The organism is Psychrobacter sp. T6-6, from assembly GCF_052258185.1.
Lineage (GTDB): Bacteria > Pseudomonadota > Gammaproteobacteria > Pseudomonadales > Moraxellaceae > Psychrobacter.
In genome coordinates this window covers 1-26,622 of the sequence record NZ_JBQQEX010000014.1, presented here as the reverse complement: position 1 = coordinate 26,622, position 26,622 = coordinate 1, and the positions used below count along the sequence as shown (strand labels likewise).

Below are 26,622 nucleotides of genomic sequence, written 5' to 3'. Positions count from 1 at the left end.
ATTTAGAATTAAAAAATACGACAAGGAAACGTTATGTTAGATGCTTATATTTATGACGGATTAAGAAGCCCATTTGGTCGCTATGTTGGTGCTTTAGCAACCGTGCGCCCTGATGATCTCGTTGCTGCAGTCATGAAAGCGTTGGTCGAAAAGCATCAATTGTCTAATGATGTTTTTGATGAAGTGTTGCTAGGCAGTGCTAACCAAGCTGGCGAGGACTCTCGCAATATCGCACGTAACGCGGCTCTATTAGCAGGATTAGATGTCACAACGCCAGGTCAGACCGTCAATCGTCTATGTGCGTCAGGTCTATCTACCGTGGTCGATGCTGCTCGCAGTATTACGTGCAACGAAGGGGATATTATATTGGCAGGTGGTGTTGAATCCATGACGCGTGCGCCCTTCGTCTTTGCCAAGACAGAAAAGCCCTTTAGCCGTGACTTTAAGGTATTTGATACGACTATCGGTAGCCGTTTTCCCAACCCAAAGATTATTGAGCAGTTCGGCAGTGATACCATGCCGCAGACGGGCGATAACGTCGCGCAAAAGTATGGCATTACGCGCGAGGAAGCCGATAAATTTGCAGCCGCATCACAAGCCAAATACCAAGCTGCCAAGCAAGCAGGGTTCTTTGACGATGAGATAACGCCTATCACCGCCCCCCAAGGTAAGAAGTTACCCGAAAAAGTCGTGATAGATGATGAGCACCCTCGCGCCAGCTCCGATATTGCAGCGCTACAAAAACTTAAACCTTTAAATAAAGATGGCGTTGTTACGGCAGGCAATGCGTCTGGTATCAATGATGGTGCTGCCGCGCTCATCATCGGCTCAAAACAAGCAGAAGAAAAGCTAGGCTTCAAACCGATTGCCAAGATCTTATCATCAGGGGCGATGGGTGTTGAACCCAATATTATGGGTGTGGGTCCTGTTGAAGCGATCAAGCTGGCACTAAAGCGTGCGGATTTAACCCTTGATGATATGTCTGTCATTGAGATCAATGAAGCCTTTGCTTCACAAGTATTGGGTTGTCTAAAAGGGTTGGATGTTGATTTTGATGATAAGCGTGTCAACCCCAATGGCGGCGCTATCGCGGTTGGGCATCCGCTGGGTGCATCTGGTGCAAGAATTGCCTTGAGTACCGCTCGAGAGCTACAGCGTACGGGCGGTAAATACGCAGTGGTTAGCTTGTGCATTGGCATCGGGCAAGGACTTGCCATGGTGATAGAGCGCGTCTGATATTAAAAGGGCGCACACCGAATTACTGATTATAGTTGATTTAGCTTAAAAGAGAGACCAGGCAACCAAGCGCAGATGACTATGTGATACTTCAAGTGAGGGCAGCGCGGTAACTCTTTATAGAGGATTGACTATATCAAGGACTATTTAATATCAAGGAAGACATTATGACAACCATACTCAACCAACACGATAACTACCATCAAGCCGAAGACGCGTATGGGTTTCCGTTAATTATTAAGCAGCTGCTCAACCGTGCCAAAATCGCCTCTACTAACCAAACCATCAGCTATGCGGACAAAGTCACTTATACTTATGCTGAGTTTTTTAAGCGTATCAATCGCTTGGCCAATGTCCTAAAAAACATGGGATTGCAGGCAGGTGATGTGGTCGCGGTCATGGATTGGGACAGTCATCGTTATCTTGAGGCGTATTTTGCCGTACCGATGTCGGGTATGATTTTACAGACCGTCAATGTGCGTCTGTCTGAAGAAAAAGTGCTGTACACCGTCAACCATGCTGCCCCAAAAGCCTTATTGTTAAATGCTGAATTTGCACCAATGATCAAAGACTACCGTGACGATGCGCCTTCTATTGAGCATGTGATGTGGGCGGATGATGCAGAGGGTGAGAAAGCAGCGCTACCTGACTATGTCGATGGTGAGTACGAGGCGCTGTTGGCAGCCGCTAGTGATGAGTTTGATTTTCCAGATTTCGATGAAAACACCATCGCCACTACGTTCTACACCAGTGGCACCACAGGTGATCCAAAAGGAGTTTTCTTCACTCATCGCCAGATTGTACTACAAACGATGGCAAGCACACTTGCATCAGCGCTCAATGCTGAAGGTCAAGGCGCGCGCTATAACGATGTATACATGCCGATGACGCCTTTATTCCATGTTCATGCATGGTGCTGGCCGTATGGCGCTACCATGATCGGGCTAAAACAAGTATATCCAGGACGATATCTGGCACCAAAGCTAGTCGATTTGATTGAGGAGCATAAGGTCACGCTGTCACATGGCGTCCCTGCAATACTGCAAATGCTCCTCAAAGAAATGGCAGAACGCGGTCGCAAATTTGAGAATCTAAAACTACTGCTAGGTGGCTCAAAGCTCAACGAAGGCTTGGCCAAAGCTGCTATCGAGTGCGGTATCGAGTTTATGTCAGGGTTTGGGATGTCAGAATCATGCCCTGTGCTGTCTCGAGCGGTATTTGATGACAAGACCGAGTCGATGAGCTTAGAAGACAATCTCAATTATCGCTGTCTATCAGGTTCGCCAATTATGCTGGTATCGATGGAGATCTGGGACGAAAACGGACAACCTCAACCAATGGATGGCAAATCGACGGGCGAACTTGTGATACGAGCACCGTGGCTGACCCAAAGCTATTTTAAAAACCCCGATGCAGGTAATGAGTTGTGGAAAGGTGGCTGGATGCATACGCAGGATATTGCTTGTATGACCGCTGATGGTACGCTCAGCATTACCGATAGGCTAAAGGACGTCATCAAGTCAGGCGGTGAGTGGGTGTCCTCGCTTGAGGTCGAAACAATTCTCTCTTTTCATCCGAGCGTCGCTGATATCGCTGTGATTGGTGTTCCAGATGAGCGTTGGGGCGAGCGTCCTCTCGCATTGGTCGTGCTAAAGCCAGATTATATCGATACAACATCGACAGATATTTTGGCACTGGGTCATCAAGCGGTTGAGAGAGGTCATTTACCAAAATACGGTGTACCAAGTGAAGTGAAATTTCTATCAGAAATGCCAAAAACCAGCGTTGGAAAACTTGATAAAAAACGCATGCGCTCGATGTGCTCAGAAAATCTCATATAGTCAAACAACCTTGTCACCACTAAAACGACTTCGATAAAACTGAAAATATACATAAACCCTAGTGTCTGACTAAATGCTAGGGACGGGGAAGGTGTGTGTCACGAACACCCTGAGTCACATTCATCATCTGTATAACAGAATCTTTCTAATAAAAAGAGAAAAATTATGGAAGCTGCACCAACGTTCCCAAAAATACAAGAGACTGTCACAAGCGATGACAATCACCCGTTGCATGACTTTACGGTTATCTATCCTCAGCAAGTGGAATGGGGAGATATGGACTCCTTTGGTCATGTCAATAATGTGGTTTATTACGAATATGCTCAAAACGCTCGTATTTATTACAACAGGCGATTGGGTTTGTTTAACGAACAGACGTCTTCGGTGATGGCAGCCTCGTCATGTCGATATCTCAAATCGGTTGCTTATCCTGATGAGTTATGGATTGGCATCAAGGTCAAAAAAATCGGTAACTCAAGTCTAATTCACGAATATACCTATTATAGTACGGCGCAAAAGGCAGTCGTTGCAATTGGTGAGTCAGTGCTGGTCTATCTCGATAAAGTGAGCGGACAAAAAAAACCGATCGATGAATCGCAAAAAGAGGCGATAGCGGCGTTAGAGAATATTGACCAAGAAGCATAGCGCCCAATACGTCGATCACGCCGTGATTGTTTTTGTGAAGAAGAGCTAACTTTTATATAAAAGATAATGCAGCGCAAAAACACTACTGATGGTGACGGAGCTGATAGTGACGAGGCTAATGGTAACGGAGCGAAAAACGTCACAGTAATTTGGATTGATAAGGATATCAACATAAAACAGGGAATGGATGAATGATGCTTTTTACAAAGAGGCTATCTGTAGGTTTGGCTATAGCGGCAACATGTGCCTCTGCACAAGCGATAGATATTGTGACGACGGGTGATACCACGTTGAGTATCGGTGGTTATATCAAAGCAGAAGGATTGTTTAACTCTCCTGATGACGAGGATTCGGAGTTTAAGGGAAACTTACGTCAGTCACGCATTAACATCAAGACGACTAAGTCGGTGGATGATAAAAAACTAACTGGGTTTATCGAAGGCGATTTTTATGGCGATTATGCCAAGGGTGGATCGAACCTACGTTTGCGCCATGCGTATATTCAGGTAGATGATCTGACAGTGGGTAAAACGTGGAATGGTCAGTTCTTGGCAGTCGCGCCACTCTCCACCGAGCAGCTTGATTTTTGGGGTACAGGTATCGGTACAGCCTCAGGTGGCGGCTCATATATTCGTCCAGATTTGACGGTGCATTATACTTATAAGGGACTGCGTTTTACCGCCCAAGATCCTGTCTATGACGATGCCAGCCTGCCTGATATGGTGGTCAGCTACAAAGATAAGATAGCTGATTTTGATTATAATGTGGCGGTGACCGCTCGCGAAGCTGAGAATGGAGACGATTCGGATGTGGGCGTCGGTATCTCATTAGCAGGTAAGCTGGCTTTGGGAGAGCATTCGCTTCATGGTAGCGTGTTTAGTGGTGAAGGCATGGGTGCCTATTCTGCCGTCTGTGTTGGTGGACCTCTTATTATGAATGGCGGTGCTGATTGTGATGCCGAAAATGGTAAGCTGATCTCACAAACGGGCTATAGCGTCGGTTATAAGCATCAATTTACTCAAAAGCTGCGTGGCAACTTGCGTTATGGCGAGGTCAATGTCGAGGATGCGGCAGATACTTCTGCTAATGTCAAAAGCGCCAATCTTATCTATGAGTACCTACCAGATTTGGATTTGGGTATTGAGTGGAGAAATCAAGACGTCACGACCTTTCCGTGGATGCCAGCAGGTCAGCAAATAGAAGTGATGGCTAAATACGAGTTTTGAGAGTGATAAATTGAGAGGGGTGCTGTTTTTGGTGACATTTATAATCTAGCTCACGATAGACTTGTCATGCTGCTAAGCGCATTAAAAAACACCCCAGACATTTATCAATGCACGGGGTGTTTTGGTGGCGGTTGCTACTCACTATCTATAAATGCTGTATCGGTTCATCCCAATAGGGCGGTGAACCGTAATATCCTTCGATAAAATCAATAAAACATCTGATTTTGTGTGGCAATAGCTTTCTATGAGCATACACCGCATACAATCCCAACGTCTCGGGCTCGTAATCAGGCAACACCATCATCAGCTCCCCTTTGCTCAGTGCTTCACTCGCAATAAACGTAGGCTGTAATGCTATTCCAGCACCTGCTATCGCAGCATTGACAAGCAAATCTCCGTTGTTGCTGGTTAGCTCCGAGCTGGGCTGATTGCTGGTATGTAGACACTGATAGATATCTTCTTTGCCATATTTTTCCATATAACTGTAATGCAAATAACGATGGTTTTTTAGATCTTCAGGTTTGCTAGGCACGCCATACTTTTTGAGATAGTCAGGGGAGGCACACAGGATGACACGGATAGGCGCAACTTGCTTGGCAATCAGTGAAGAGCTTCTGAGCTGACCGATACGCAGCGCCACATCAAACCCTTCCTCAACGATATCCACTTTGCGATCGTTCAGTTGCAAATCGACATTAACCAAAGGGTAAAGTGCCTGAAAGTCCGTGACCAATTGTGCCATGTGTTTGAGAGCAAAGGACACAGGCGCACTTATTCTTAACGTGCCTTTTGGGTTTTGCTGCAGCCCACCTAACTTGGATTCCATATCATCGATACTGAGTAATACCTGCTGTGCATGCTCAAAGTAATGAGTCCCTGCCTCAGTTAAGCTAACCTGACGGGTAGTGCGGTTCAGCAAACGTATACCCAGTCGCTCTTCTAACTTTGACACATATTTGCTCACCAGTTGCGGCGACAGCTGCATGGCTGTGGCGGCATTACTAAAACTGCCCTCAGTCACTACTGATACAAATGCCCGCATCGCATCAATTCTATCCATAATTTGGACTTTCCTTCCAGCGGTTATCAACACTCTGTTGTCAGTTATCTTACGCTGTTGCTTGACTCATAGTAAAGCGCGTCATCGAACCGGAAGCATTTTCTTTTAATGAAAAATCAGGTTTAACTCATTACCAGCTATCTAAAATAAATAATGACTCAGACTAAATATCGACAGCAAGGTAAAGCGTTGTTATGGAAGTCAGAAATATTATTGGCTAAGAATACGTATCTACTAGGTAATAGCGTAACTGTTACTGATATCGGTATCATGCCGTTCGTGCGCCCATTTGCTCATGTAGATTATGATATCTTTTATAGTTTGCCATAGCCGAAATTTCAGCCATGGCAGGAAGGGGATTCGGTAGTGGGTTTTCCTATCTAATAGCTATAGACGTCACTTAGCTATGTTTTCTGCTCTGTTCAACCTTACTATCTATGTGTTTTGTTTTACTGTCATGCTGAGATTTTTGCTTAGCCTTTAGTGCTGCTTTCTGCTGAGCTGCTTTTTGTTTAACCTTTAATGCTGCTTGTTGTTTGGCTTTGAGTTCGGCATTATATTTTGCTTTTTGCTTAGCTTCTATTGTATTTTTCTGTTTTTGGGTCAAATGATTTGTGTCTTGTTGAGGAGCAGCATTCGCTGGACCAATAGCAGCAAAGCAAGTAGATAAAGCAATTAGTGAGCTGATAGCAATATTTTTTAAGTTGATGTTTTTCATAGTAGGGTCCTTTTAAGCTCATTATAAGTATGAGTAATTGTTAAGTGATTAAAAATATATAAATAGAACGTCGCTCTATTGCATAAGTAGATAATAGCGGGTTGTAGTGTTACATACTTTTATGAAAGTTAAAGAAAGGTGACTTTTTCCATCAATCACTCAGCCATTGATACCATTGTAAGTGCCTTGTGCTAACGGCAGGCAAGTTAGCAATACTCTAGAGACGATGCTTACTCAACATCATAAATTCGTTTTTTCACTAGAGCCTTAATACATTTTGGGAAGCTTGTTAGTCGCGGTATTAATCGATTATATTATCCATGGATTATGATGCGAATAACGCATGTTGTTATGACAATAGGATAAATGACGAGCCAAATACGCTATCTACTACGTGTTCGGCTCGTCATCTAAAGGTGACTCAGATAGAGTGTTGATAACGAGGTAAAGTTTCTGCAATTTTTGGAAGGGTGCCAACTGATGGTACTTAAATTTGTTTTAATATATTTAATCAGTCGCAAATCACGGAACATTTTATGTGCTTTAATGTTGTCCGAGCGACCGATCCACATATTTTGAGGTATTGGATCAAGCGCTTGCTGTGGAGAGGTTGGATGATAATATTGAATATGCAGCTTTCACCATCCTAGCCTATAGTGCTACGTGAGCAGCGGAAACTGATAAATATTGGCATAAACGAAAATAGCAATCAGCACAGCGACGACACTGAACCACACCATATAGCGCTGATGCGCTGACCATGACACATGCCAATTAATCTTGCTCCGCGCGGTCAGCCACTCCATTATGCTAATAGCGATGATTAGCCACAATGACCCAACCAAAAACCCACCAATCACATCGCTAAGATAATGCTCATTGAGGACGATTCGACTCAGTCCTATAAGCAAAAATAGCAACAGAGCAAGTGACAAGATACGTACTTGTCGAACAAAACTTTGGCTAAAACGAATCATCATGTACGCAAGAAACCCATACAGTGCAATGCTGATGGTGGCATGACCACTTGGAAACGAATAGGTATGCTCTTGCAGCAAAATATCAATCGGGCGAGCGCGCTGAAAGACCATCTTATTTATAAAAGTAAAAGCAGTGCTGCCAATAGTCGAGATCAGTAAGCCTATGATGATATAAGGCTGACGCAACATCATACATAAAATAGCAGTCAGTAAGATGATCAAACAGGTGACGGGAGTAGAGCCTGAACTGGTAATTAAAATAAAAAAATCTATAATGCCAGATTCGCGCAGTACACTCATATGCTGCGACACAAACAGATCGGTGGTCACGATAGAGTCAGCACTCACCACATCCTCAACCAACCCTGCAAACAGCGCCAAAATATAGATATTCAACAGCGTTGATACAGTGAGTATCAATCCAGAAAAGTGACCACGTGCAAAGCGCTCTGCGATAAAGCCAAATAGCGCTGGGTATCTACGCTGTAGTCGTACCATCATTGGCAGGCGTGCCAGATGTTCGCGTAGCCAAAGATCAGCGCGAGAGACTAATGCCAATGCACGCTTGCCATAACGAATCAATAAGTGTTGTATCAGCCATAATAATGCCATGATAAAAATAAGTACCATGCCCAAGCTGAGCAGCTGAGGATGTCGTTCAATAAATTGGATCATAGATAGACTTATTCCTTTTATCATAAAGGTTCGGTATCCAACTACCGAACGGTGTGCTGATTATCGTGATTATTATGGCGATTGAATGGGTTTGAGAATTAAACATATAAGTCATAAACGGGATAGTCCTAGCACAACCAAACGGCAGACACTGTAACAGACCCTGTGATCGTTGCTGTCTAATTTTCTTTACAGTGTGTCGTTATTTAAATAAGTGGTGATTTTACTGAGTAGCGTTTTGAGAAAATTACTTTTTTAGGCCCAATAGTTGTTTGAAAGGATAGGGTGCGTTATGGTTTTAGCCAGATTACTGTTTTTCATTATTGTTCTTATCTGACGTCCCTCAAATTAAGCTCAGGTCGTTGAGGGAGTCACTCAAATAGTACTGTTAAAACTTAGAATAACAATTTTTACTTCACTCTGATGGAATGCCCAATCATATGAATATCAATTTTGCAGATCTAGAAAGACTCATCGAGCTGGCAGAAAGTGCCGATATACAATCCTTAGAAGTGAGTGATGGTGATGCGCGTATCTCTATCATTTGTCAATCTGATCACAGTGAAGACAGCTCAAATCACATCAATAATACCCACTCCAAGACAGCACATCTAAAGCCGCAAATTGATACCGATGTAGAGGGTGATCATAAGGCTGGCGTTACAGCGGCGGCAGACACTCATTCTCAAGTAATAGCGCCTATGCTCGGTACTTTTTATCTTCGCTCTGAGCCGTCCGCTGAGGCGTTCTTTAAGGAAGGCGATCAGGTAGCAGTAGGGCAGACACTATGTATCATTGAAGCCATGAAAATGATGCATGAGGTAAAGGCAGAAGTTAACGGTACGATTCAAGAGATTCTGATCGAGGAAGGTGAGGTCGTAGAATATGCACAGCCCTTATTTATTATAGTGCCAGACAGTTAAAGTCACTCAATAGTTGCTCCACATTGTATAGACGCTGCACAAACACTGCATTTGACACTATATTTTTAAGGGAATAAACATGTTCACAAAAATCTTAATTGCCAATCGTGGCGAGATTGCGCTACGTATTATTCGAGCTTGTAAGCAGTTGGGTATTCAGTCAGTCATTGCCCATTCTGAATCAGACAAAGACTCGTTACCCGTACGCCTAGCCGATGAAGCAGTATGCATCGGGCCTGCCCATGCCACACACAGTTATCTTAACCAACGAGCGATTGTGTCTGCTGCAAAGCTTACCAATGCGCAAGTTATCCATCCAGGCTATGGCTTTTTGTCTGAAAACGCTGACTTTGCCGCTTTGGTTGAAGACTCGGGTCTCACGTTTATTGGCCCAACGGCTGACAATATCAGAAACATGGGCGACAAGGTTGAAGCCAAAAAACAAATGACCATGGCTGGCGTGCCTTGTGTACCTGGATCAAATGGCGCGTTGCCTACCGATTCAGATGAGGTTATCAAGATTGCCAGTGATGTTGGCTATCCAGTCATCATCAAAGCAGCAAGTGGCGGCGGCGGTCGTGGTATGCGTGTGGTCGAAAAAGAAGCCGACTTACTCTCTGCGATTTCTATGACGCAAACAGAAGCCCAAGTCAATTTTGGTAGCGCTATCGTTTATCTTGAAAAATACTTACAAGCACCGCGTCATATCGAAGTGCAAGTCATGTCCGATACCCACGGCAATGCGATTTATTTAGGTGAGCGTGATTGCTCTATGCAGCGCCGTCATCAAAAAGTCATTGAAGAAGCGCCAGCACCTGGCATTACCGAGGCGCAGCGTCAGAAAATCGGCCAAGCCTGTGTCACAGCTTGTGAGCAAATGCAGTATAGAGGCGCTGGCACGTTTGAGTTTTTATATGAAAACGGCGAGTTCTTTTTTATCGAGATGAATACTCGTGTGCAAGTTGAGCACACCATTACTGAGATGGTGACGGGTGTTGATATTGTGGAAGAGCAAATCAGAGTAGCTGCAGGGCTTACGCTAGCATACAAACAGAATGATATCGCCATTACCGGACACGCTTTTGAGTGCCGTATCAATGCTGAAAACGCGCAGACATTTTTGCCAAATGCTGGACGCATAGACTACTGCCACATGCCAGCAGGGTTTGGTATCAGAGTAGACAGTCATGCTGAATCGAACTACACCGTACCGCCATCTTATGACAGTTTGATTGCCAAGATATGTGTACAAGATCGTTCAAGAGAAAAAGCGATAGAAAAAATGCGTGCGGCCTTATGGGAGGCGCAAATCACGGGTATTGATACCAATATTGGTCTGCATCAACGTTTGTTTGAAGATGAGGTGTTTTGTCAGGGTCAAATGAGCATTCATTATCTAGAAGAGTGGATACAAGACAATATATAAATCCAGTCTTGCCCGCAAAAATGAAAACCAAATCTGACATTAGCGTCAGAATAAAGATAACAGATAATGGAGCCCATACTGATGGAACTACAATGGCAAATATGCAGTGAAACCAATCTAGCGTTGTTTTTCCCTAAACCAACCACCTTAGAAAAACAACAAAAATGCTGGGCGCTATCAGATAGCATCCAGAAAATGCCAGAAGTCATCGAAGTAGTGATTGGCATGAATACGCTCAGTGTATTTACTGTGGCACTGACATGGGCTGAGCTGAATACTTTCAAAGATAAGCTATCAGACCTGCTCAATGATATCCCTTCAAAAACCATCCAAGGTAAGCACGTCGAGATACCAGTGCAGTACGGTGGAAAGTATGGCCCCGATCTAGCGGCCATGGCGAATGACCTAAATCTCTCAGTTGAAGCCGTTGTCGATCTACATACTAAAGCTACTTATACCGTTTACTTTATCGGTTTTCAGCCAGGATTTCCTTATCTTGGCGGCTTGTCTGAGTCCTTATACATCCCAAGGCATGCCGTACCTAGAACCCAAGTACCCGCAGGCTCAGTGGGTATCGGTGGCGAGCAGACAGGGGTGTACCCTTTTGAGTCTCCAGGCGGTTGGCAGCTACTAGGCCAGACGGATACTGCTTTATTTGATTTGACCAAGACCTCTCCGACGTTGCTTAACGCAGGCGATACTTTGACATTTAAAGCGATTGATATTCATCAATAAGCGATAAATAAAAGATGCATGAATCAAATAGACAAATAAACAGGTGGTATCAATGAAAATTTTAACCGCAAGTGCCCTTGCCAGTATTCAAGATTCGGGAAGACTGGGTTACCGCAGTATGGGTGTGGGTAGAAATGGCGTAATGGACAGCTGGGCGCTACAAGCTGGTAACGCTTTGATGAAAAATGAGGCAAACGAACCGGCTATTGAAATAGCGCTTGGCGCGCTGACCATACAGTTTGAAGAAAACGTCAGCTTTTGCTTAACCGGTGCTTTATACGAGGCGTATTTGGACGACAAGCGCGTTCCTTGCTATTGGCGTATCAATGCGACAGCTGGGCAGACGCTCAAGCTTTTGCGGCCGCTACAAGGCATGTATACCTATTTATGTGTGCATGGCGGCTTTGATATCGAGCCAGTATTACAGTCGGTTAGCACCAATCTCAAAGCAGGATTTGGCGGATTTGAAGGTAGATACCTAAAAGCCGATGACAGCTTAACGGTCAAAACCGAATCAAACCTGCCTGTCATTGGGGTGGCTCGGCTTGCCCCAACCGAGGTTATTCGAGTGATAAAAAGCAGTGAGTATGATTGCTTCACTGAGTCGTCTCAACAAGCTTTTGAAACACAGCCTTGGAAATTACAAACCAGTAGTAACCGTATGGGCTATCGTTTAGACGGGGCAACTGCCCTTGAATTTAGTAAGCCTGTAGAAATGAGTTCACATGGTGTTGATATTGGGATGATTCAAGTACCGCCACAAGGCCAACCCATTATTTTGATGGCAGATGGTCAAACGACTGGCGGTTATCCCAAAATCGCGACTATCATCCGCGCAGACATAGGTCTGATGGCACAGATCAGATTCGGCAAAGCCTGCCAGTTTGCCGTTGTGTCATTAGAGCAAGCATTAAATGAACAACTTAAAAGACAACATTATATTGATCAAATCAAGGAGTATGCCAATGAAAATTGATTTAAACGCCGATGTGGCTGAAGGCTGCGGACAAGACGATAAATTACTAACGATAGTCAGCTCAGCCAATGTCTGCTGCGGCTTGCACGCTGGGTCCTATTGCGAGATGCTAGCAACATTGCAGTTGGCAAAAGAAAACAACGTAAGCGTGGGTGCGCATCCAGGTCTCAATAACAGAGAAAACTTTGGCCGTATTCATGAGCCGTTAAGCGAAGCCGACTACCGTGCTTTATTGGTGTATCAGTTGGGTGCAACCAAAGCGCTCTGTGACTTGGTTGGTGTGTCATTAGACTACGTAAAACCGCACGGAGCATTGTACAACCAAGCCGCTATTGATGAAGATTTATCAGACATCTTGGTAAGTGAAATCAAACGATTTGATCCAAGCCTAAAGGTCATGGGTTTGTCCGGTGGCTATTTGGTTAAATCAGCTAAGAAGCATGGTTTAGAAGCCATATCAGAAGTGTTTGCCGATAGAAACTATGAAAAAGACGGCTCGCTGGTCTCTCGTAGCAAGGACAACGCCCTGATAACCGACATAGACGATGCGGTTAAGCATGTGTTGCAGATGATTACTGAAGGGACGGTCACCAGTATTTGTGGTCAGACCGTACCAGTAGAAGCGCAAAGCATCTGCCTACATGGGGATAGTGAACACGCCATTTTATTTGCCCAAGAAATCAAGAAACAACTAGAGCTCAAAGGTATCACGATATCTGCCTACTAAATATTTCGGTCTCAGTTAAAAATTAAGTTAAGGAATCTATTATGGATATAGAGCAAATAGCGCGTGTGGTCACATTGGTTGAAAGCAGTCAATTACATGAAGTGACTATTGCTGATGGTGATCAGTCCATTAGAGTGGTCAACAACCTAGGAGTACCAAGTAAGGCAAGTCATGTAGCCACTGACGATACTACTAACGATGTTACTAGCGCTACTACTGAGCCCAATAAACCAGACCGTAAAATACGACAAATATGTGCGACTTATGTGGGGCAGGTCTACTTAAGCGAGGACGCTACAACTGACAATCTCATTAAAAAAGGCGACCATATCCAAAAAGGTCAAACCGTTTGCTTTATTGATGAGTTGACCCGCTTGCTACCAGTTGTGAGTGATAAGAGTGGTATTGTCACCACAATCTTGGTTAAAAATGGGCAAGGTGTTGAGTATGGGCAGCCCATCATGGTACTCGCAGACCACGCGTAGTTTAGGTGCTCCTATATCAGTATGGTTGTTCTTTTTATCTTTATTAGTCTTTTTGCCTTAAGCGTTTAAGTAGTGCGGTGATAGCTTGTCGAGGGATTGCATCAATGTCATTGCCATCCATTTTTTCTACTATTCAATACCAAACCAATTATAAACACTGTGTTGATAATTATTCAATATAAGTGGGCTTACTCTTTCATAGTGACGATAGTAAAGTATGTTTATACCAATATTCAATCACTTATCGCACTAATACGTTATGGAGTAAGTACTAATGACATCATCGCTACTAAATAAAATGTTGGCCTCTAAAGCTGGGATAGCGGCCCTAATTCTTCGTGTACCCGTCGGCTTGATTTTGATGGCGCACGGTGCCCAAAAGCTCTTTGGCTGGTTTGATGGTAATGGGCTCGCAGGAACGGCACAGTGGCTTAGCAGTATGGGCATGGAGCCTGGGTTGTTGATGGCCATATTGGCTGGCGGCGCTGAGTTTTTCGGTGGCATCGCCTTAGTGCTTGGACTACTGACACGGCCCGCTGCACTGGTCGCTGCATTCACGATGCTAGTGGCTATTTTTTCTGTGCATATCAGCAACGGGCTATTCTCTGCTAACGGTGGCTACGAGTATGCATTGACCTTGATGGTTGCTTTACTGTCTTTGGCCGTACAAGGTGGTGGCTCTTTTAGTATAGACAAAGCATTGGCAGAAAAGCTAGGGCATGCGTCATAGTTGGCTTTAGAGGGTCACTTTTTGACAGTTGTTTTTAAGAGCTTACCTGTAATCGTAATCAGTATAGATAAAAGTCAGTAAAAACCAAAGTTAGTAAAAAAACGACCTACTATTAACAGTCACCTTTGATTAATAGGACAAGGAGAGAGTCATGACAGCACGTTCATCTGGCCAGACAGTTATTCAACCTGTCCTGTTTATACCACATGGTGCTGGACCTTGTTTTTTTATGGATTGGCAACCTACAAATACATGGGACGGTATGGCGGATTTTTTGACAGGTATTCATACTCGACTTCCGGAGCGTCCAAAGGCTATCTTAATCATTAGCGCGCACTGGCAGACGCCTGAGTTTACAATTACTACGAGCATAGCGCCTGATCTCATTTATGATTACTATGGTTTTCCTGATCATACGTATCAGCTGATTTATCCAGCATCAGGTGAGCCAGTATTGTCTAAGCGAGTTAGTAATTTGCTGACAGCGGCAGGCATCCCAAATACGCAAGATGCGTCACGCGGTTTGGATCACGGGGTATTTATACCGCTAAAGGTGATTTTTCCTAAGGCAGATATTCCAGTAGTACAGTTGTCACTGCGTAATAATCTAGACCCGCAAGTGCATTTGGCGGCAGGTCAAGCACTGCAGGCATTACGTCAAGAAGGTGTATTAATCATCGGAAGCGGTATGAGCTTTCATAATATGAGGGGCTATGGCGATGCACATTTTACGATGCCATCAGAGCGTTTCGATGATTGGTTGACCCAAACGATTGGATCTGACTCAGAGCAGCGAGAGGCAGCGCTTAGAGACTGGTCGACGGCGCCTCATGCGCTTGACTCACATCCATTAGGGGCAGAGGAGCATTTACTGCCGCTGATGGTGATAGCAGGTGCGGCAGGTAATGATAAAGGCGCCAAAATTTACTCCGAGCAAGTGCTTAAAACGCAGTTATCGGCTTTTCAGTTTGGCTAAATGCTGATACAGCAGTTTTACTTTTTCCTAGTAACGTATAGTAGTGGTCTCTCAAAAGTTGCGAGTATGACTCTTGTCGTCTTATCAGAACGGACTCGCAAATGATAAAACCCTTACGTTTGTCTCATAAAAACCTGCACAAGAAAACAGTATTATTCTAGGGCGTGTCTTCAATTCAATCGATGGTCATCTAAATGGACTAAAAATGGCTAAATTTTGTCAAACCGCGTCAAATAGCTGGTTAATATCTCGATATTATCTATACTATTTTCCTTGTTTGACGGCAATTTATCTCATTTTTATTACCATTTTTAAAATGAAGACACGCCCTAGAGGAAAGTCGCTGTTTTGATGGTTATTAAGAGGACAGCAGGTAGGCAATCGACATAAAATAAAAAGGGAGTAGCAGCCATGATGAGTAACAGGGTAAGTAGGGTGTGTCAAAAGGTAGGCGTTGTACTGTTGAGTGTTAGTATGGTTTCTGCATTTGCTGCAAATAATGAATGGGAAGAAATGAACATTACTGTTTCTCAAGGTGAGTTAAAAGGCAAAGCAGATAATGGCGTTACTACCTTTTACGGTATTCCTTATGCACATAACCCTTTCACAAAAGCGCTTAGATTTAAGGCGCCGCAGCCCTACGAGAAATGGGAAGGCGTATTAGATGCTACCGCAAAAACGGCACCCGTACCGCAGCCAGGACGAGAGAAAAAAGTTCAACTTGTGGGCGCTGCAGGTGACTTGACATTAAATATATGGGCACCCACAAACGCCCGAAAATCAGATAAACAGTTACCTGTCATGGTTTGGCTACCCGGTGGTGCTTTTATACGGGCAGATGCAGGCGAGGAAGCCTATAACGGTACTAGCTTTGCAAAAAACGACACGATTGTCGTCACGGTAAACTACCGAGTTGGTGTTGATGGATTTATGCATTTAGATGGCGCTCCAGATAATAGAGGTATCCTAGATCAAATCGCTGCATTAAAATGGGTGCAGCAAAACATTGCCGATTTTGGTGGTGATCCAAACAAAGTTACCTTGTTTGGTCAATCAGCTGGTGCTGAAAGTGTCGCGGTACTTTTGGGCACTGATAGAGCAAAAGGTCTGTTTCAACAGGCAATTATGCAAAGTCCCCCGATGCAGTTTGTGACCACAGAACAAGCAGGTCGAGTCAGTACCCTTTTTGCTGAAGCGCTTGGGGTAGCACCTACGACGACCGATATCTCTCAGGTACCGCTTGACGATTTGGTCTCTGAAGTGATTAATATTGGCAACACAGTAAAAGATAGAGACGAGTGGGGCATGATGTCTTGGGGTGGTACGGCGTTTTTGCCTGTGACCGATGGTGATATCATCAAAGAATCACCAATGAAAGACCTAATAAAATATGCAGATGCGTCTATTCCAGTGATTGTCGGTAGTACCGATCAAGAGGCAAGGCTTTACTCTGTACCAGGAGGTGCTATTGATAAGATTACCTCTACACAACGGTCTCAGTTGCTAAATGACTTGTCGTTGAATGGTAAGCCACTTAAGGTATATGCACCTACTAATAGCGACAAGTCTGTTGGCGATAGCTTTGCTGACATTCAATCAGATTATACTTTTCGCATGCCAGCAGTACACATCGCTGAGCATTTAATCAAAAACGGCAATAAAGTATGGCATTATAACTTTTCGTGGTTTTCACCAGCATTCGATGGACGGCTAGGCGCGGCGCACTTTGTAGATGTGCCTTTTACCTTTAATGCGCTCGGTAGCGAGCAAGCCAAAAGTTTTGTTGGCGATGAGCCACCGCAAAAACTTGCCAATACCATACACCAAAACTGGATTGAGTTTGCTCGTACTGGGCAGGTGAGCTGGGATAACTATAAGCTTACAGATCGAACAACTATGAGATTCGATGTAGATTCTGAAGCGGTCGATGACCCTGAGCACGACGTCAGAATGTTATGGTCCGATTACTCGTTCTAAATGAGTTTTATAGCTGATGACGGCTTTGCTAATGTAAGGCCGTTATTTTATTGTGCGGATATAAATTTTTGATGGCATGAGAAGCAATCTGATTGAGCAATAGTGGGTGTAGTATCCTAGTACCGTCAGCTTAGTAAGTTTCTGACTTGAAAAGAATTGTACCATGACCAATTAAGTATAGCGGTTATAGGCGCTAGCAAAATAAGTATTGAGATAAAACCATCAGTTTATAACACACCGATAGAGTACGATTATAATAATTAGATAAGGAGCAGTTATGCGCATTACAGCTAATTTCGACGCTGGTAACATTGAAATACTTAACATAGAAGATAAAAAAGATATCCAACTGTCTATTCGTCCGGACGTTGGCGAAGCATTTTTCCAGTGGTTTAACTTTCGCCTCTCAGGCGAGGTTGGCGAAGAGTACGTTCTCAATATTGTCAATGCAGGAGAGGCGTCTTATCTAGAAGGGTGGGAGGGCTACCAAGCAGTGGCGTCGTATGATCGTCAGTATTGGTTTCGTCTACCAACTTCTTATAGGGAGGGCACATTGACCATCGTGGCAGAGTTAGAGTGCGAAACTATCCAAATTGCTTACTTTGCCCCTTATAGCTATGAGCGTCATCAAGACTTATTGGCTGCCGTCCAGACGCATCCATTCGTGACTCTAGAGCATTTAGGGGACACCCTCGACAAGCGTGATTTAACGTTAGTAAAAATCGGTGATGGTGACACGAGTAAGCATAACATCTGGATTACAGCGCGTCAGCACCCTGGTGAGACGATGGCGGAGTGGCTGATTGAGGGGTTGCTGTATAGCTTGTTAGATAGTGACAACGCAACAGGCAGACAGTTATTAGAAAAAGCCAATTTCTATATCGTGCCTAATATGAACCCCGATGGTAGTGTGCGTGGACATCTACGTACAAATGCCGCCGGAACCAATCTCAATCGCGAATGGGCAAATCCAAGTTTGGACAAAAGCCCTGAAGTCTTTTATGTGATTCATAAGATGAAAGAAACGGGCGTTGATCTGTTTTATGATGTACATGGTGATGAGGCGCTGCCATATGCGTTCCTCGCAGGCTCTCAAGGAATACCAAGCTATAATGAGCGTCTGGCACATCTACGCGATAGATTTTCAGAAGTATTGACACTCGCCAGTGCGGACTTTCAGACTGAAGTTGGGTATGACGTTGACGCCCCAGGAGAGGCAAATATGACACTTGCAACCAATTGGGTCGCTGAGCATTTTGATTGTCTTGCCAATACTTTGGAGATGCCGTTTAAAGATAACGATAATCTGCCTGATGAGGAGATGGGCTGGTCGCCAGAGCGCTCTATGCAGCTAGGTGAGGCCTCGCTTGTTGCTATGATGGCTGTCGTTGATGATTTACGATAGTTGCTAGGTGAGCAATGCAGCATAACTTTATGTACGACACTAACCTCTGCTATTCATTCATATGATAGCAGAGGTTTTTTGATTCAGTGCCTACTTTATAGCATACGTTATTGGTTAGATTCAGGCTTTGGCAAAGGGTTACCATTTTCGTCAACAGGGGGAGCGCCTCTATTGCCACGCATATCTGCCTTGCATTCAGTTTCACCCGCTTCAACGCTACAACCGGGCTCTGATGTGAAGCAACCTAGAATTTTATTCGATCCTGCTGCCCCAGCATGGTAATGATAGCCTAGCGCCTGCGTACTATGACCATTGCATTGATCTAGGCCTGATACCTCACTGCCTTTAGTATCAGTATGGCTCCAAAGGGTAAATCCATCTGCTGCGTAGCCAAGTAACGTCGCGTGATCGTTTGCTACGCCCAAGCTTTTGGTCGTTTTGTCAGTAACGGCATGATAATGATAGCCGACGTGAGGATTGACATGACCGCCAAAATCATCGAATGGCGCAAGCGTATGCGCACCCAAAATAGCATCAACAGGTGCCGAAGCATCAAACTTTACCCCATTTAAAGCAAGTCCCACACCAGAAGCTGCAGTAATTTGGTACATATCAGCACCGGTCTTTGGGTAAGCTGGAATCAGATAAGTAAGGGTTTGTGTCTCTACATATTCTGGTTGGCACTCAACACAGTAATTTTGATATTCAGCTTCTACATTAGGTTTAGCTGCTGCCAAACACGCTTGCTTGCTGTCTGTGACTTTAATATCACCTGTGATCGGATTATATAATTGCCATTCGTCATCTTTATAGAAGGTGGCTAGGTTTTTTATAAAGTTGCCATCCGCATCGTAGACTTGACCTTCATCTAGCCAGATACCAGCACTATCAGCACCTTCACTGACGTTGCGTGGACACCATGGACCTACTTCATGCCCTCTGTTCTTATTTAGCTCCACGGTTAACTGAAAACACTCAGTTTTTGTACCACTTGCCAAGGTACATTCCACCAATTCATCTGCTATCTCGATGCCATCATTTGCAAAAGCTTGCTTAAACATTTCTACATCAGTATGAGGTTCTACATGGTCATGACTGTGCACTTCACCATTATCATGTGAGTGTTCTGCACTCTCATCAGTAGTCGTATTACATCCTGTTAATCCAATCGCTACTAATAGAGGCAAGCCTAGATTTCTGGTTATTGCACCAAATGAATTTTGAAGTTTCATCTTTTGTTTCCGCTCACGTGAGTTAAGTTTTTGTACACAACATATGTATCTATAATACACTATTGATATATCCAACATCACCGATATTACTTTATAGTAACGGACTTGTTACACTTCTTAATTCTGAGCGTTTAGGTATCCGCTATATTTTTCTACTTATCTTATGTTCAGAGTGATATGTGCTGTACACAGCTAATTAAGTAGTCCTTTACTGCGTTAAATAAGGGATCAATCAAACGCCTTTCAGGGCAAATTAGATATAGCGGATAGCGCGCGACTTGCCAGCCGTCTAATTTGATCTCAATCAGTTGTCCTTCTTTTATGTCAGAGGCAACATCCAGACGAGATTTCAGCGCAATACCATGGCCCAATATAGCCCAACGTCTGGCAACGTCACCATCCTTACTGCGCCGATTGCCCGACACGGCGACACTCGCTTGCTTACCTGCACGCTCAAACGCCCATTGACTAAAGTATTTGTCATTGTGTCCAATACAAAGACAGTTATGGTCAGTCAAATCTTGCGGCGTTCTAGGTTCGCCAAATTTTTCTAGATACGCTGGTGCAGCGCATAGGATAGGACGGTTGTCCAAAACGATAGGCAGTGCAATTAGTGAAGAGTCTTTTGGGTTGCCATAACGCAATGCTAAGTCAATCTGTTGTCCATATAGGTCTACCTGACCATCAGAGACATGAAGCTGCAAATCAACATTGGGATGAGTCTGCATAAAGTCGTCTAACCAGTGCAACACACAGTTACGACCCAAGTCTGAAGGTGCTGACATGCTGATAGTACCGGTGAGCTCAGCATCATTATTCTGTAGCTCAGCGTAGGCATTGTCCAAGATACCCACCGCTTCTTTACAGTGCTGCAAGAACTGCACACCCTTATCAGTGAGACGAATTTTGCGTGTTGAGCGAATAAACAATACGGTGTTGATATCGCTCTCCAAACGTTTGATAGCGGCACTAACGACTGCTGGAGAGAGGTCCATGTGGCGCGCGCAAGCAGATAAACTCTCCATCCGTGCTGTCTCTATAAAAATACGTAAGTCCTGTAAATTTTTCATAATATTATCTTATCGAAGTACCAAATATAGGGTATGTCAGCTATTTGCTTGAGGCACGAATAGAAACTATTGTCTAAAATATAGCAAAGAACTGACGATAAAATAAATTATTATCAAAATAATATTGAAAGTGTTTTTGATAATGGCTGCTGTTTGAATGACAACACTTTCATTACAATAGGTGCCATAACGGTGGATAAAATAAACCATATATCCAGAGCGATAACTATAATTCGAACCATAAGGATGGTTGATAACTATGAGTAAAACTAAAACTATTTTGATCACCGGTAGCACCGACGGTATCGGTAAATTGGCTGCTTTAAAATTAGCAGAGGCTGGGCATCACGTTTACCTGCATGGCCGCGATGCTGACAAGCTTGCTAGTGTGATAGCTGAAGTCCAAGCAGTGGCAACAGGCGACGCGATAGAGCATATTGATGGGTTTGTCGCGGATTTCTCAGACCTGACAGAGGTACTCAAGATGGCTGCAGACGTCAATGAAAAGCTGCCAAAGCTTGATGTCCTCATAAACAACGCAGGAATTTATACCACGGCATCAGCGATGACCAAAGAGGGTCTAGATGTACGCTTTGTGGTGAACTATCTCGCGCCTTACGAGCTGACCAACGCGCTATTACCGTTGCTCAAACAGTCTGCTCAATCGAGTAGCGTAAATCCGCGCATTATAAACTTAAGCTCAGCTGCCCAAGCGCCGATATCTCATAAGGCATTTATGGGACAAGAGCGTCTGGATGATAAAGCCGCCTATGCGCAAAGTAAGCTGGCATTAACGATGTGGAGTATGCACTTAGCGGATAGGGTTGCCAGCGATAATATTAACGTGATTGCGGTCAACCCAGGATCGCTATTGAATACCAAGATGGTCGATGAAGCGTATGGTCAGTATTGGTCATCAGCAGACAAAGGCGCAAATATCTTAACGGCATTAGCGGTCTCGGATGAGTTCGCGGACAACACGGGCAAATACTTTGATAACGATATCAAAGATGGCGCACATGGCGATGCCAGAGGCGAATTCGGACAACCGCATGCCGATGCGTTAAATAAAGAAACCATTGCCGAGCTTGAAGCGCAAACTCAAACCGTATTGCAGTCCGTTTTTGACTAGCACTATTTTTTTACGACACTTATGTCTCGCGGTATTGATTAGCTATCAGAAATTGAATAACCAAAAATAAATACCTTTATTAAAAATAGGATACAGCATTATGACCACCATCAAAGCCATTGGCTATCAAGATAATCTCGTTATCGATAACGAACAAGCACTACAAGACATTACTCTTGATAAGCCAACTGCTACAGGCCGTGACATTCTAGTAGAGGTCAAAGCCATATCCGTAAATCCAGTGGATTATAAGATTCGTCAATCACGTCCTGCACCAGAGGGTGAGTACGCAGTGATTGGTTGGGATGCGGCAGGCATCGTGACAGCGGTTGGCGAAGAAGTCAGCCTATTCTCAGTAGGCGACAACGTCTATTATGCTGGAGATTTGACCCGTCCAGGCAGCAATGCTGAATATCAGTTGGTCGATGAGCGTATCGTTGGGCACATGCCAGCATCGCTGTCATTTGCTGAGGCAGCGGCATTACCACTCACCACGATCACGGCTTGGGAGATGTTGTTTGAGCGCCTGCAAGTGCCTGTTACTAATCGCTCGGCAGATAAAAACGGTAGTGATGAGCGTGCTAATGACGTTTCAGTATTGGTCATTGGTGCAGCGGGCGGGGTTGGTTCTATCTTAACGCAGCTATTAAAAACACGGACCTCTGCTACAGTCATCGGTACGGCATCACGAGATGAGAGTGTACAGTGGTTAAAGGATTTAGGCGTAGATCATGTGATCAATCACCGCAACCCATTGTCTGATGAACTACAAAAAACAGGTATTGCTGAAGTAGACTACGTGGTGAGTCTCAATAACACTGAGGATCATTATGAAGAAATCATTAAATGCTTAAAGCCGCAGGGTAAGCTTGGACTAATTGATGATCCAAAATCACTAGATGCCAACCCTCTTAAAACCAAAAGCTTAAGCCTGCATTGGGAGTTTATGTTTGCACGCTCAATGTTCAATACGCCAGACATGATTGAACAGCATTATTTATTAAATGCGGTGGCAAAATTGATTGATGCAGGCGAGATCAAAACCACGGTCGCTTACAATCTTGGGGCTATCACCGCTGAACATCTACGTAGTGCGCACCAAATGCTAGAGAATCAACAAGCGCATGGCAAGATAGTGTTGGAAGGTTGGACTGCGTAAGACTTAGAGATGTATTAGAAAGCATAATTTTAAAAACAAAAAAACCACCCTCGCTTGTATGGCTAGGGTGGTTTTTTTTGTTTACAAGCTGACATTCTATACGTTCTTTATCTCTCATTTGGCTTATGTGCATTTTATTTAATCGGTTGCCTTTTTCATTGATGGTCCGATCAACATGGATTATCACTGCACATTTTCGTAATAAATATTTCTATAAAGTAACTACAAAGCAGCTATGAAGTTAACAAACTATTTTCGATAAAGATTTTTAGAAGACCTTTCTTTGGCTATTTTTCTACTATAGCCACTTTTATAAAAATAAACAATACAAGCTTAACCAGTGATTTAAATAGGATTGTTGGTATATAGAATCACTTGGTTGTGTATTCATATCATTTTATAAATATATCCTTGCAATAATTGCGAAACAATAATACTCTTACAAAGTAGTAGCTATTAATTACAAATATACAACTGTAATTAATTTTATGTCATAAATTGTGTGAGCGACGAACGGTCATTTTAGTAGTACGAACGGTTATTTTTATATGACAGACGGTATTGTATATAAACTAATTTTGCGGTATGTAATTTTAATATTTCTTATATAGCTGTCTCACTTCTTGTAAGCCTTTTGTATGTAGTATCTATCAGACATGGGTAAAACTCGAAATTTATTTATAGTTTCAAGCACATTTTTACTGCGTGTTGTAATGAATTTTTATTTAAAAAAAGAGTATGACTTATGATAAAGACCACTACCAAAAAACCTACACTACAAAAAACAGCACTCATAATCGCTATGAGTGCAGTGAGCTTTCCCTCATATGCACTAGCTCCTGGTGATGATACTTATACGTATGGTGATGAAGGCCAAGTTATTGTCAGTAATCGTGATCGAAGTATCGATAACAGTAATCGAATCGGTGCCAATGAGCCTTTCATACAAGAATTAAGAGATCTTAGAGATAATCCACCAGCAACACCAGTTGTTCCACCTGGACCAACTGTGCCAGATCCAAATGCGCCGCCTCCATCATCTGGGGGTAATGGAAATTTAACATCAGCGCCTGTGAGTGGTAGGACCTGTTCAGAAACAATTGAAAATGATATTCGTGCTATAGAATATACACAGCTAGGTGTCGATATAGCGGCAATAGCCATAGAAGCAGCTGGTGAAGCAATACAAGCGGCACCTTTTGGTGCAGGGGCTGGAGGTTCCGTTCTGATCGTTGGGTCACTAGCGACTCAAGCAGCTAATATTGCACTGGGGTTTGGTGCATTGGAACTAGATGCCCAAGCTGCTGATGCACCATCATGTGGGCAAGAGTTTGTCGGTGATGTAGAGGTGACAGAAGGTGCAAATGTCATCGTTAGTGATGCGCAAGGCAATAGAACAATATCATTAGGTCCTGATGGAAACGGTAACCTACAACCCGGCGTAGCTATTGGTGGTGGACAAATTACAGGAGCAGGTGATGGAAACTTAGCCACAGCATCAAACCGTACTGCTATTGCGATCGGAAACAGTGCTAGAGCAACAGCCTTGAATAGTACGGCTATTGGGGAAACCGCCGTAGCTAGTGGATTAAATTCAAGTAGTTATGGTGGACAGTCTCAAGCGACAGGCGAAAACAGTACTGCAATTGGACGAGATGCTCAGGCAACTGAAAACAACGCCACCGCAACGGGTGCAAGTAGTAGAGCGATAGGAGAGAACAGTACAGCTGTTGGACAAGGCGCATTAGCTAACCAGCTGAATACTACAGCAACAGGTATGAACAGTAGAGCGACGGGTACGGATAGTACGGCTAATGGACAGGATGCGCAAGCCACCAATACAAATACAACGGCAATGGGCATGAGCAGTAGAGCGACGGGTACGGATAGTACGGCTAATGGACAGGATGCGCAAGCCACCAATACGAATACAACGGCAATGGGTGTGAGCAGTAGAGCGACGGGTACGGATAGTACGGCTAATGGACAGGATGCGCAAGCCACCAATACAAATACAACAGCAATGGGCGTGAGCAGTAGAGCGATGGGTACGGATAGTACGGCTAATGGACAGGGTGCGCAAGCCACCAACACGAATACAACGGCAATGGGTGTGAGCAGTAGAGCGACGGGTACAGATAGTACAGCTAATGGACAGGATGCGCAAGCTACCAATACAAGCAGCACAGCAACAGGTGTAAGCAGTAGAGCAACGGGTCTAAGCAGCACAGCAACCGGACAAAATGCACAAGCTATTGCAGAGAATGCAACGGCACTTGGACAAGGTGCATTAGCCGACAAACTGAACACAACTGCAACCGGTGTGAGCAGTAGCGCAACTGGTCTAAACAGCACAGCAACCGGACAAAACGCACAAGCCACCCAAGCGAATGCAACAGCGTTAGGTCGCAATGCGAAAGCCACCGCCGTCAATACAATCGCAACTGGTGTCAATAGTACAGCGCAAGGTATAGAAGCCACCGCAACCGGTTTTGAAACCACAGCATCAGGTGCTTATGCGACTACTTCAGGCAGTAGAGCAATTGCTTCTGGGTTTGGCACAACCGCAAGTGGTGCACAAAGTGAAGCGATAGCAGATCGTGCAACAGCGGCAGGTTATGACAGTGTGGCTTCAGCCAATAACAGTACAGCAACCGGTGCAAACTCACTCGCAACTGGTCTAAACAGCACAGCAACCGGACAAAACGCACAAGCCACCCAAGCGAATGCAACAGCGTTAGGTCGCAATGCGAAAGCCACCGCCGTCAATACAATCGCAACTGGTGTCAATAGTACAGCGCAAGGTATAGAAGCCACCGCAACCGGTTTTGAAACCACAGCATCAGGTGCTTATGCGACTACTTCAGGTAGTAGAGCAATTGCTTCTGGGTTTGGCACAACCGCAAGTGGTGCACAAAGTGAAGCGATAGCAGATCGTGCAACAGCGGCAGGTTATGACAGTGTGGCCTCAGCCAATAACAGTACAGCAACTGGTGCAAACTCACTAGCAACTGGTCTAAACAGCACAGCAACCGGACAAAACGCACAAGCAACGGCCGTAAGCACAACAGCCATGGGTGCAAGCAGTAGAGCGACAGGTGTAAACAGCACGGCAATTGGCCAAGATTCACTGGCAGACAAGATAAACACCACCGCAACGGGCGTTAGAGGTAAAGCGACGGGTATAGAAGCCACCGCAACCGGTTTTGAAACCACAGCATCAGGTGCTTATGCGACTACTTCAGGTAGTAGAGCAATTGCTTCTGGGTTTGGCACAACCGCAAGTGG

23 protein-coding genes are annotated in these 26,622 nt (G+C 44.3%); 18 read left to right on the top strand and 5 right to left on the bottom strand.

All coding sequences use genetic code 11. From position 1 onward, the window contains the following. The first annotated feature begins 33 nt into the window (after window positions 1-33). The 4 genes from ACTXGL_RS13520 (at window position 34) to ACTXGL_RS13505 (ending at window position 4,948) form a co-directional block, all read left to right on the top strand. A complete protein-coding gene (locus ACTXGL_RS13520; protein WP_443527250.1) occupies window positions 34-1,236 on the top strand; it encodes a 3-oxoadipyl-CoA thiolase in 1,203 nt (400 codons plus the stop codon). A 167-nt stretch (window positions 1,237-1,403) separates the two neighbouring features. Continuing rightward, a complete protein-coding gene (locus ACTXGL_RS13515) occupies window positions 1,404-3,077 on the top strand; it encodes a fatty acid--CoA ligase (protein ID WP_443527249.1) in 1,674 nt (557 codons plus the stop codon). Between the two features lie 165 nt (window positions 3,078-3,242). Continuing rightward, entirely contained in the window at window positions 3,243-3,722 is a 480-nt protein-coding gene (locus tag ACTXGL_RS13510; RefSeq protein WP_443527248.1) for an acyl-CoA thioesterase, read from the top strand. A gap of 191 nt (window positions 3,723-3,913) precedes the next feature. Further along, window positions 3,914-4,948 (top strand): hypothetical protein, encoded by a 1,035-nt coding sequence (locus ACTXGL_RS13505; RefSeq protein WP_443527247.1) that lies wholly within the window; start codon window positions 3,914-3,916, stop codon window positions 4,946-4,948. 145 nt (window positions 4,949-5,093) lie between these two features. On the opposite strand, the gene ACTXGL_RS13500 is transcribed toward ACTXGL_RS13505, so the two are convergent. Further along, on the bottom strand, window positions 5,094-6,008 hold the full coding sequence (locus tag ACTXGL_RS13500; protein WP_443527246.1) for a LysR family transcriptional regulator: 915 nt from the start codon (window positions 6,006-6,008) through the stop codon (window positions 5,094-5,096). A gap of 153 nt (window positions 6,009-6,161) precedes the next feature. On the opposite strand from ACTXGL_RS13500, the gene ACTXGL_RS13495 reads away from it, so the two are divergent. After that, window positions 6,162-6,338 carry a glutathione S-transferase family protein gene (locus ACTXGL_RS13495; RefSeq protein ID WP_443527245.1) on the top strand — a complete coding sequence of 59 codons (177 nt, stop codon included), beginning with the start codon at window positions 6,162-6,164 and terminating at the stop codon, window positions 6,336-6,338. 70 nt (window positions 6,339-6,408) lie between these two features. On the opposite strand, the gene ACTXGL_RS13490 is transcribed toward ACTXGL_RS13495, so the two are convergent. Together ACTXGL_RS13490 and ACTXGL_RS13485 are read right to left on the bottom strand one after the other, a co-directional pair. Continuing rightward, window positions 6,409-6,726, bottom strand: coding sequence for a hypothetical protein (locus ACTXGL_RS13490; RefSeq protein WP_443527244.1), 318 nt, complete (start codon window positions 6,724-6,726; stop codon window positions 6,409-6,411). Between the two features lie 659 nt (window positions 6,727-7,385). After that, window positions 7,386-8,381, bottom strand: coding sequence for a phosphatase PAP2 family protein (locus ACTXGL_RS13485; RefSeq protein ID WP_443527243.1), 996 nt, complete (start codon window positions 8,379-8,381; stop codon window positions 7,386-7,388). Between the two features lie 440 nt (window positions 8,382-8,821). On the opposite strand from ACTXGL_RS13485, the gene accB reads away from it, so the two are divergent. The 10 genes from accB (at window position 8,822) to ACTXGL_RS13435 (ending at window position 18,741) form a co-directional block, all read left to right on the top strand. Next, window positions 8,822-9,304, top strand: coding sequence for an acetyl-CoA carboxylase biotin carboxyl carrier protein (gene accB / locus ACTXGL_RS13480; RefSeq protein ID WP_443527242.1), 483 nt, complete (start codon window positions 8,822-8,824; stop codon window positions 9,302-9,304). 79 nt (window positions 9,305-9,383) lie between these two features. Continuing rightward, window positions 9,384-10,730, top strand: a complete 1,347-nt coding sequence (accC, locus tag ACTXGL_RS13475; protein ID WP_443527241.1) for an acetyl-CoA carboxylase biotin carboxylase subunit — start codon at window positions 9,384-9,386, stop codon at window positions 10,728-10,730. Between the two features lie 81 nt (window positions 10,731-10,811). After that, window positions 10,812-11,465: a 5-oxoprolinase subunit PxpB gene (gene pxpB, locus ACTXGL_RS13470; protein WP_443527240.1), complete on the top strand. Its 654-nt coding sequence runs from the start codon at window positions 10,812-10,814 to the stop codon at window positions 11,463-11,465. 52 nt (window positions 11,466-11,517) lie between these two features. Continuing rightward, window positions 11,518-12,441 carry a 5-oxoprolinase subunit C family protein gene (locus ACTXGL_RS13465; protein ID WP_443527239.1) on the top strand — a complete coding sequence of 308 codons (924 nt, stop codon included), beginning with the start codon at window positions 11,518-11,520 and terminating at the stop codon, window positions 12,439-12,441. Beyond that, window positions 12,431-13,168 carry a 5-oxoprolinase subunit PxpA gene (gene pxpA, locus ACTXGL_RS13460; RefSeq protein WP_443527238.1) on the top strand — a complete coding sequence of 246 codons (738 nt, stop codon included), beginning with the start codon at window positions 12,431-12,433 and terminating at the stop codon, window positions 13,166-13,168. The genes ACTXGL_RS13465 and pxpA overlap by 11 nt, the downstream gene beginning before the upstream one ends. Window positions 13,169-13,209: 41 nt before the next feature. After that, window positions 13,210-13,653: an acetyl-CoA carboxylase biotin carboxyl carrier protein gene (locus tag ACTXGL_RS13455; protein WP_443527237.1), complete on the top strand. Its 444-nt coding sequence runs from the start codon at window positions 13,210-13,212 to the stop codon at window positions 13,651-13,653. A gap of 274 nt (window positions 13,654-13,927) precedes the next feature. Next, window positions 13,928-14,383 (top strand): DoxX family protein, encoded by a 456-nt coding sequence (locus tag ACTXGL_RS13450; RefSeq protein WP_443527236.1) that lies wholly within the window; start codon window positions 13,928-13,930, stop codon window positions 14,381-14,383. Window positions 14,384-14,534: 151 nt separating this feature from the next. Next, window positions 14,535-15,359 carry a DODA-type extradiol aromatic ring-opening family dioxygenase gene (locus ACTXGL_RS13445; protein WP_443527235.1) on the top strand — a complete coding sequence of 275 codons (825 nt, stop codon included), beginning with the start codon at window positions 14,535-14,537 and terminating at the stop codon, window positions 15,357-15,359. Window positions 15,360-15,770: 411 nt separating this feature from the next. Further along, window positions 15,771-17,336 carry a carboxylesterase/lipase family protein gene (locus ACTXGL_RS13440; RefSeq protein WP_443527234.1) on the top strand — a complete coding sequence of 522 codons (1,566 nt, stop codon included), beginning with the start codon at window positions 15,771-15,773 and terminating at the stop codon, window positions 17,334-17,336. Window positions 17,337-17,613: 277 nt separating this feature from the next. Continuing rightward, complete coding sequence (locus ACTXGL_RS13435; RefSeq protein ID WP_443527233.1) at window positions 17,614-18,741, top strand: M14 family metallopeptidase; 1,128 nt, start codon at window positions 17,614-17,616, stop codon at window positions 18,739-18,741. Between the two features lie 107 nt (window positions 18,742-18,848). Here the strand turns inward: ACTXGL_RS13435 and ACTXGL_RS13430 are convergent, their stop codons facing one another. Together ACTXGL_RS13430 and ACTXGL_RS13425 are read right to left on the bottom strand one after the other, a co-directional pair. Beyond that, window positions 18,849-19,973 (bottom strand): YHYH protein, encoded by a 1,125-nt coding sequence (locus ACTXGL_RS13430; protein WP_443527232.1) that lies wholly within the window; start codon window positions 19,971-19,973, stop codon window positions 18,849-18,851. 167 nt (window positions 19,974-20,140) lie between these two features. Beyond that, window positions 20,141-21,043, bottom strand: coding sequence for a LysR family transcriptional regulator (locus ACTXGL_RS13425; RefSeq protein WP_443527231.1), 903 nt, complete (start codon window positions 21,041-21,043; stop codon window positions 20,141-20,143). 259 nt (window positions 21,044-21,302) lie between these two features. On the opposite strand from ACTXGL_RS13425, the gene ACTXGL_RS13420 reads away from it, so the two are divergent. The 3 genes from ACTXGL_RS13420 to ACTXGL_RS13410 all read left to right on the top strand — a co-directional run. Continuing rightward, window positions 21,303-22,175 carry an SDR family NAD(P)-dependent oxidoreductase gene (locus tag ACTXGL_RS13420; RefSeq protein WP_443527230.1) on the top strand — a complete coding sequence of 291 codons (873 nt, stop codon included), beginning with the start codon at window positions 21,303-21,305 and terminating at the stop codon, window positions 22,173-22,175. A gap of 109 nt (window positions 22,176-22,284) precedes the next feature. Then, a complete protein-coding gene (locus ACTXGL_RS13415; RefSeq protein ID WP_443527261.1) occupies window positions 22,285-23,334 on the top strand; it encodes a zinc-binding alcohol dehydrogenase family protein in 1,050 nt (349 codons plus the stop codon). Window positions 23,335-24,079: 745 nt separating this feature from the next. Further along, a partial coding sequence (locus ACTXGL_RS13410) for a hypothetical protein (protein ID WP_443527229.1) occupies window positions 24,080-26,622 on the top strand: 2,543 nt, incomplete at its 3' end.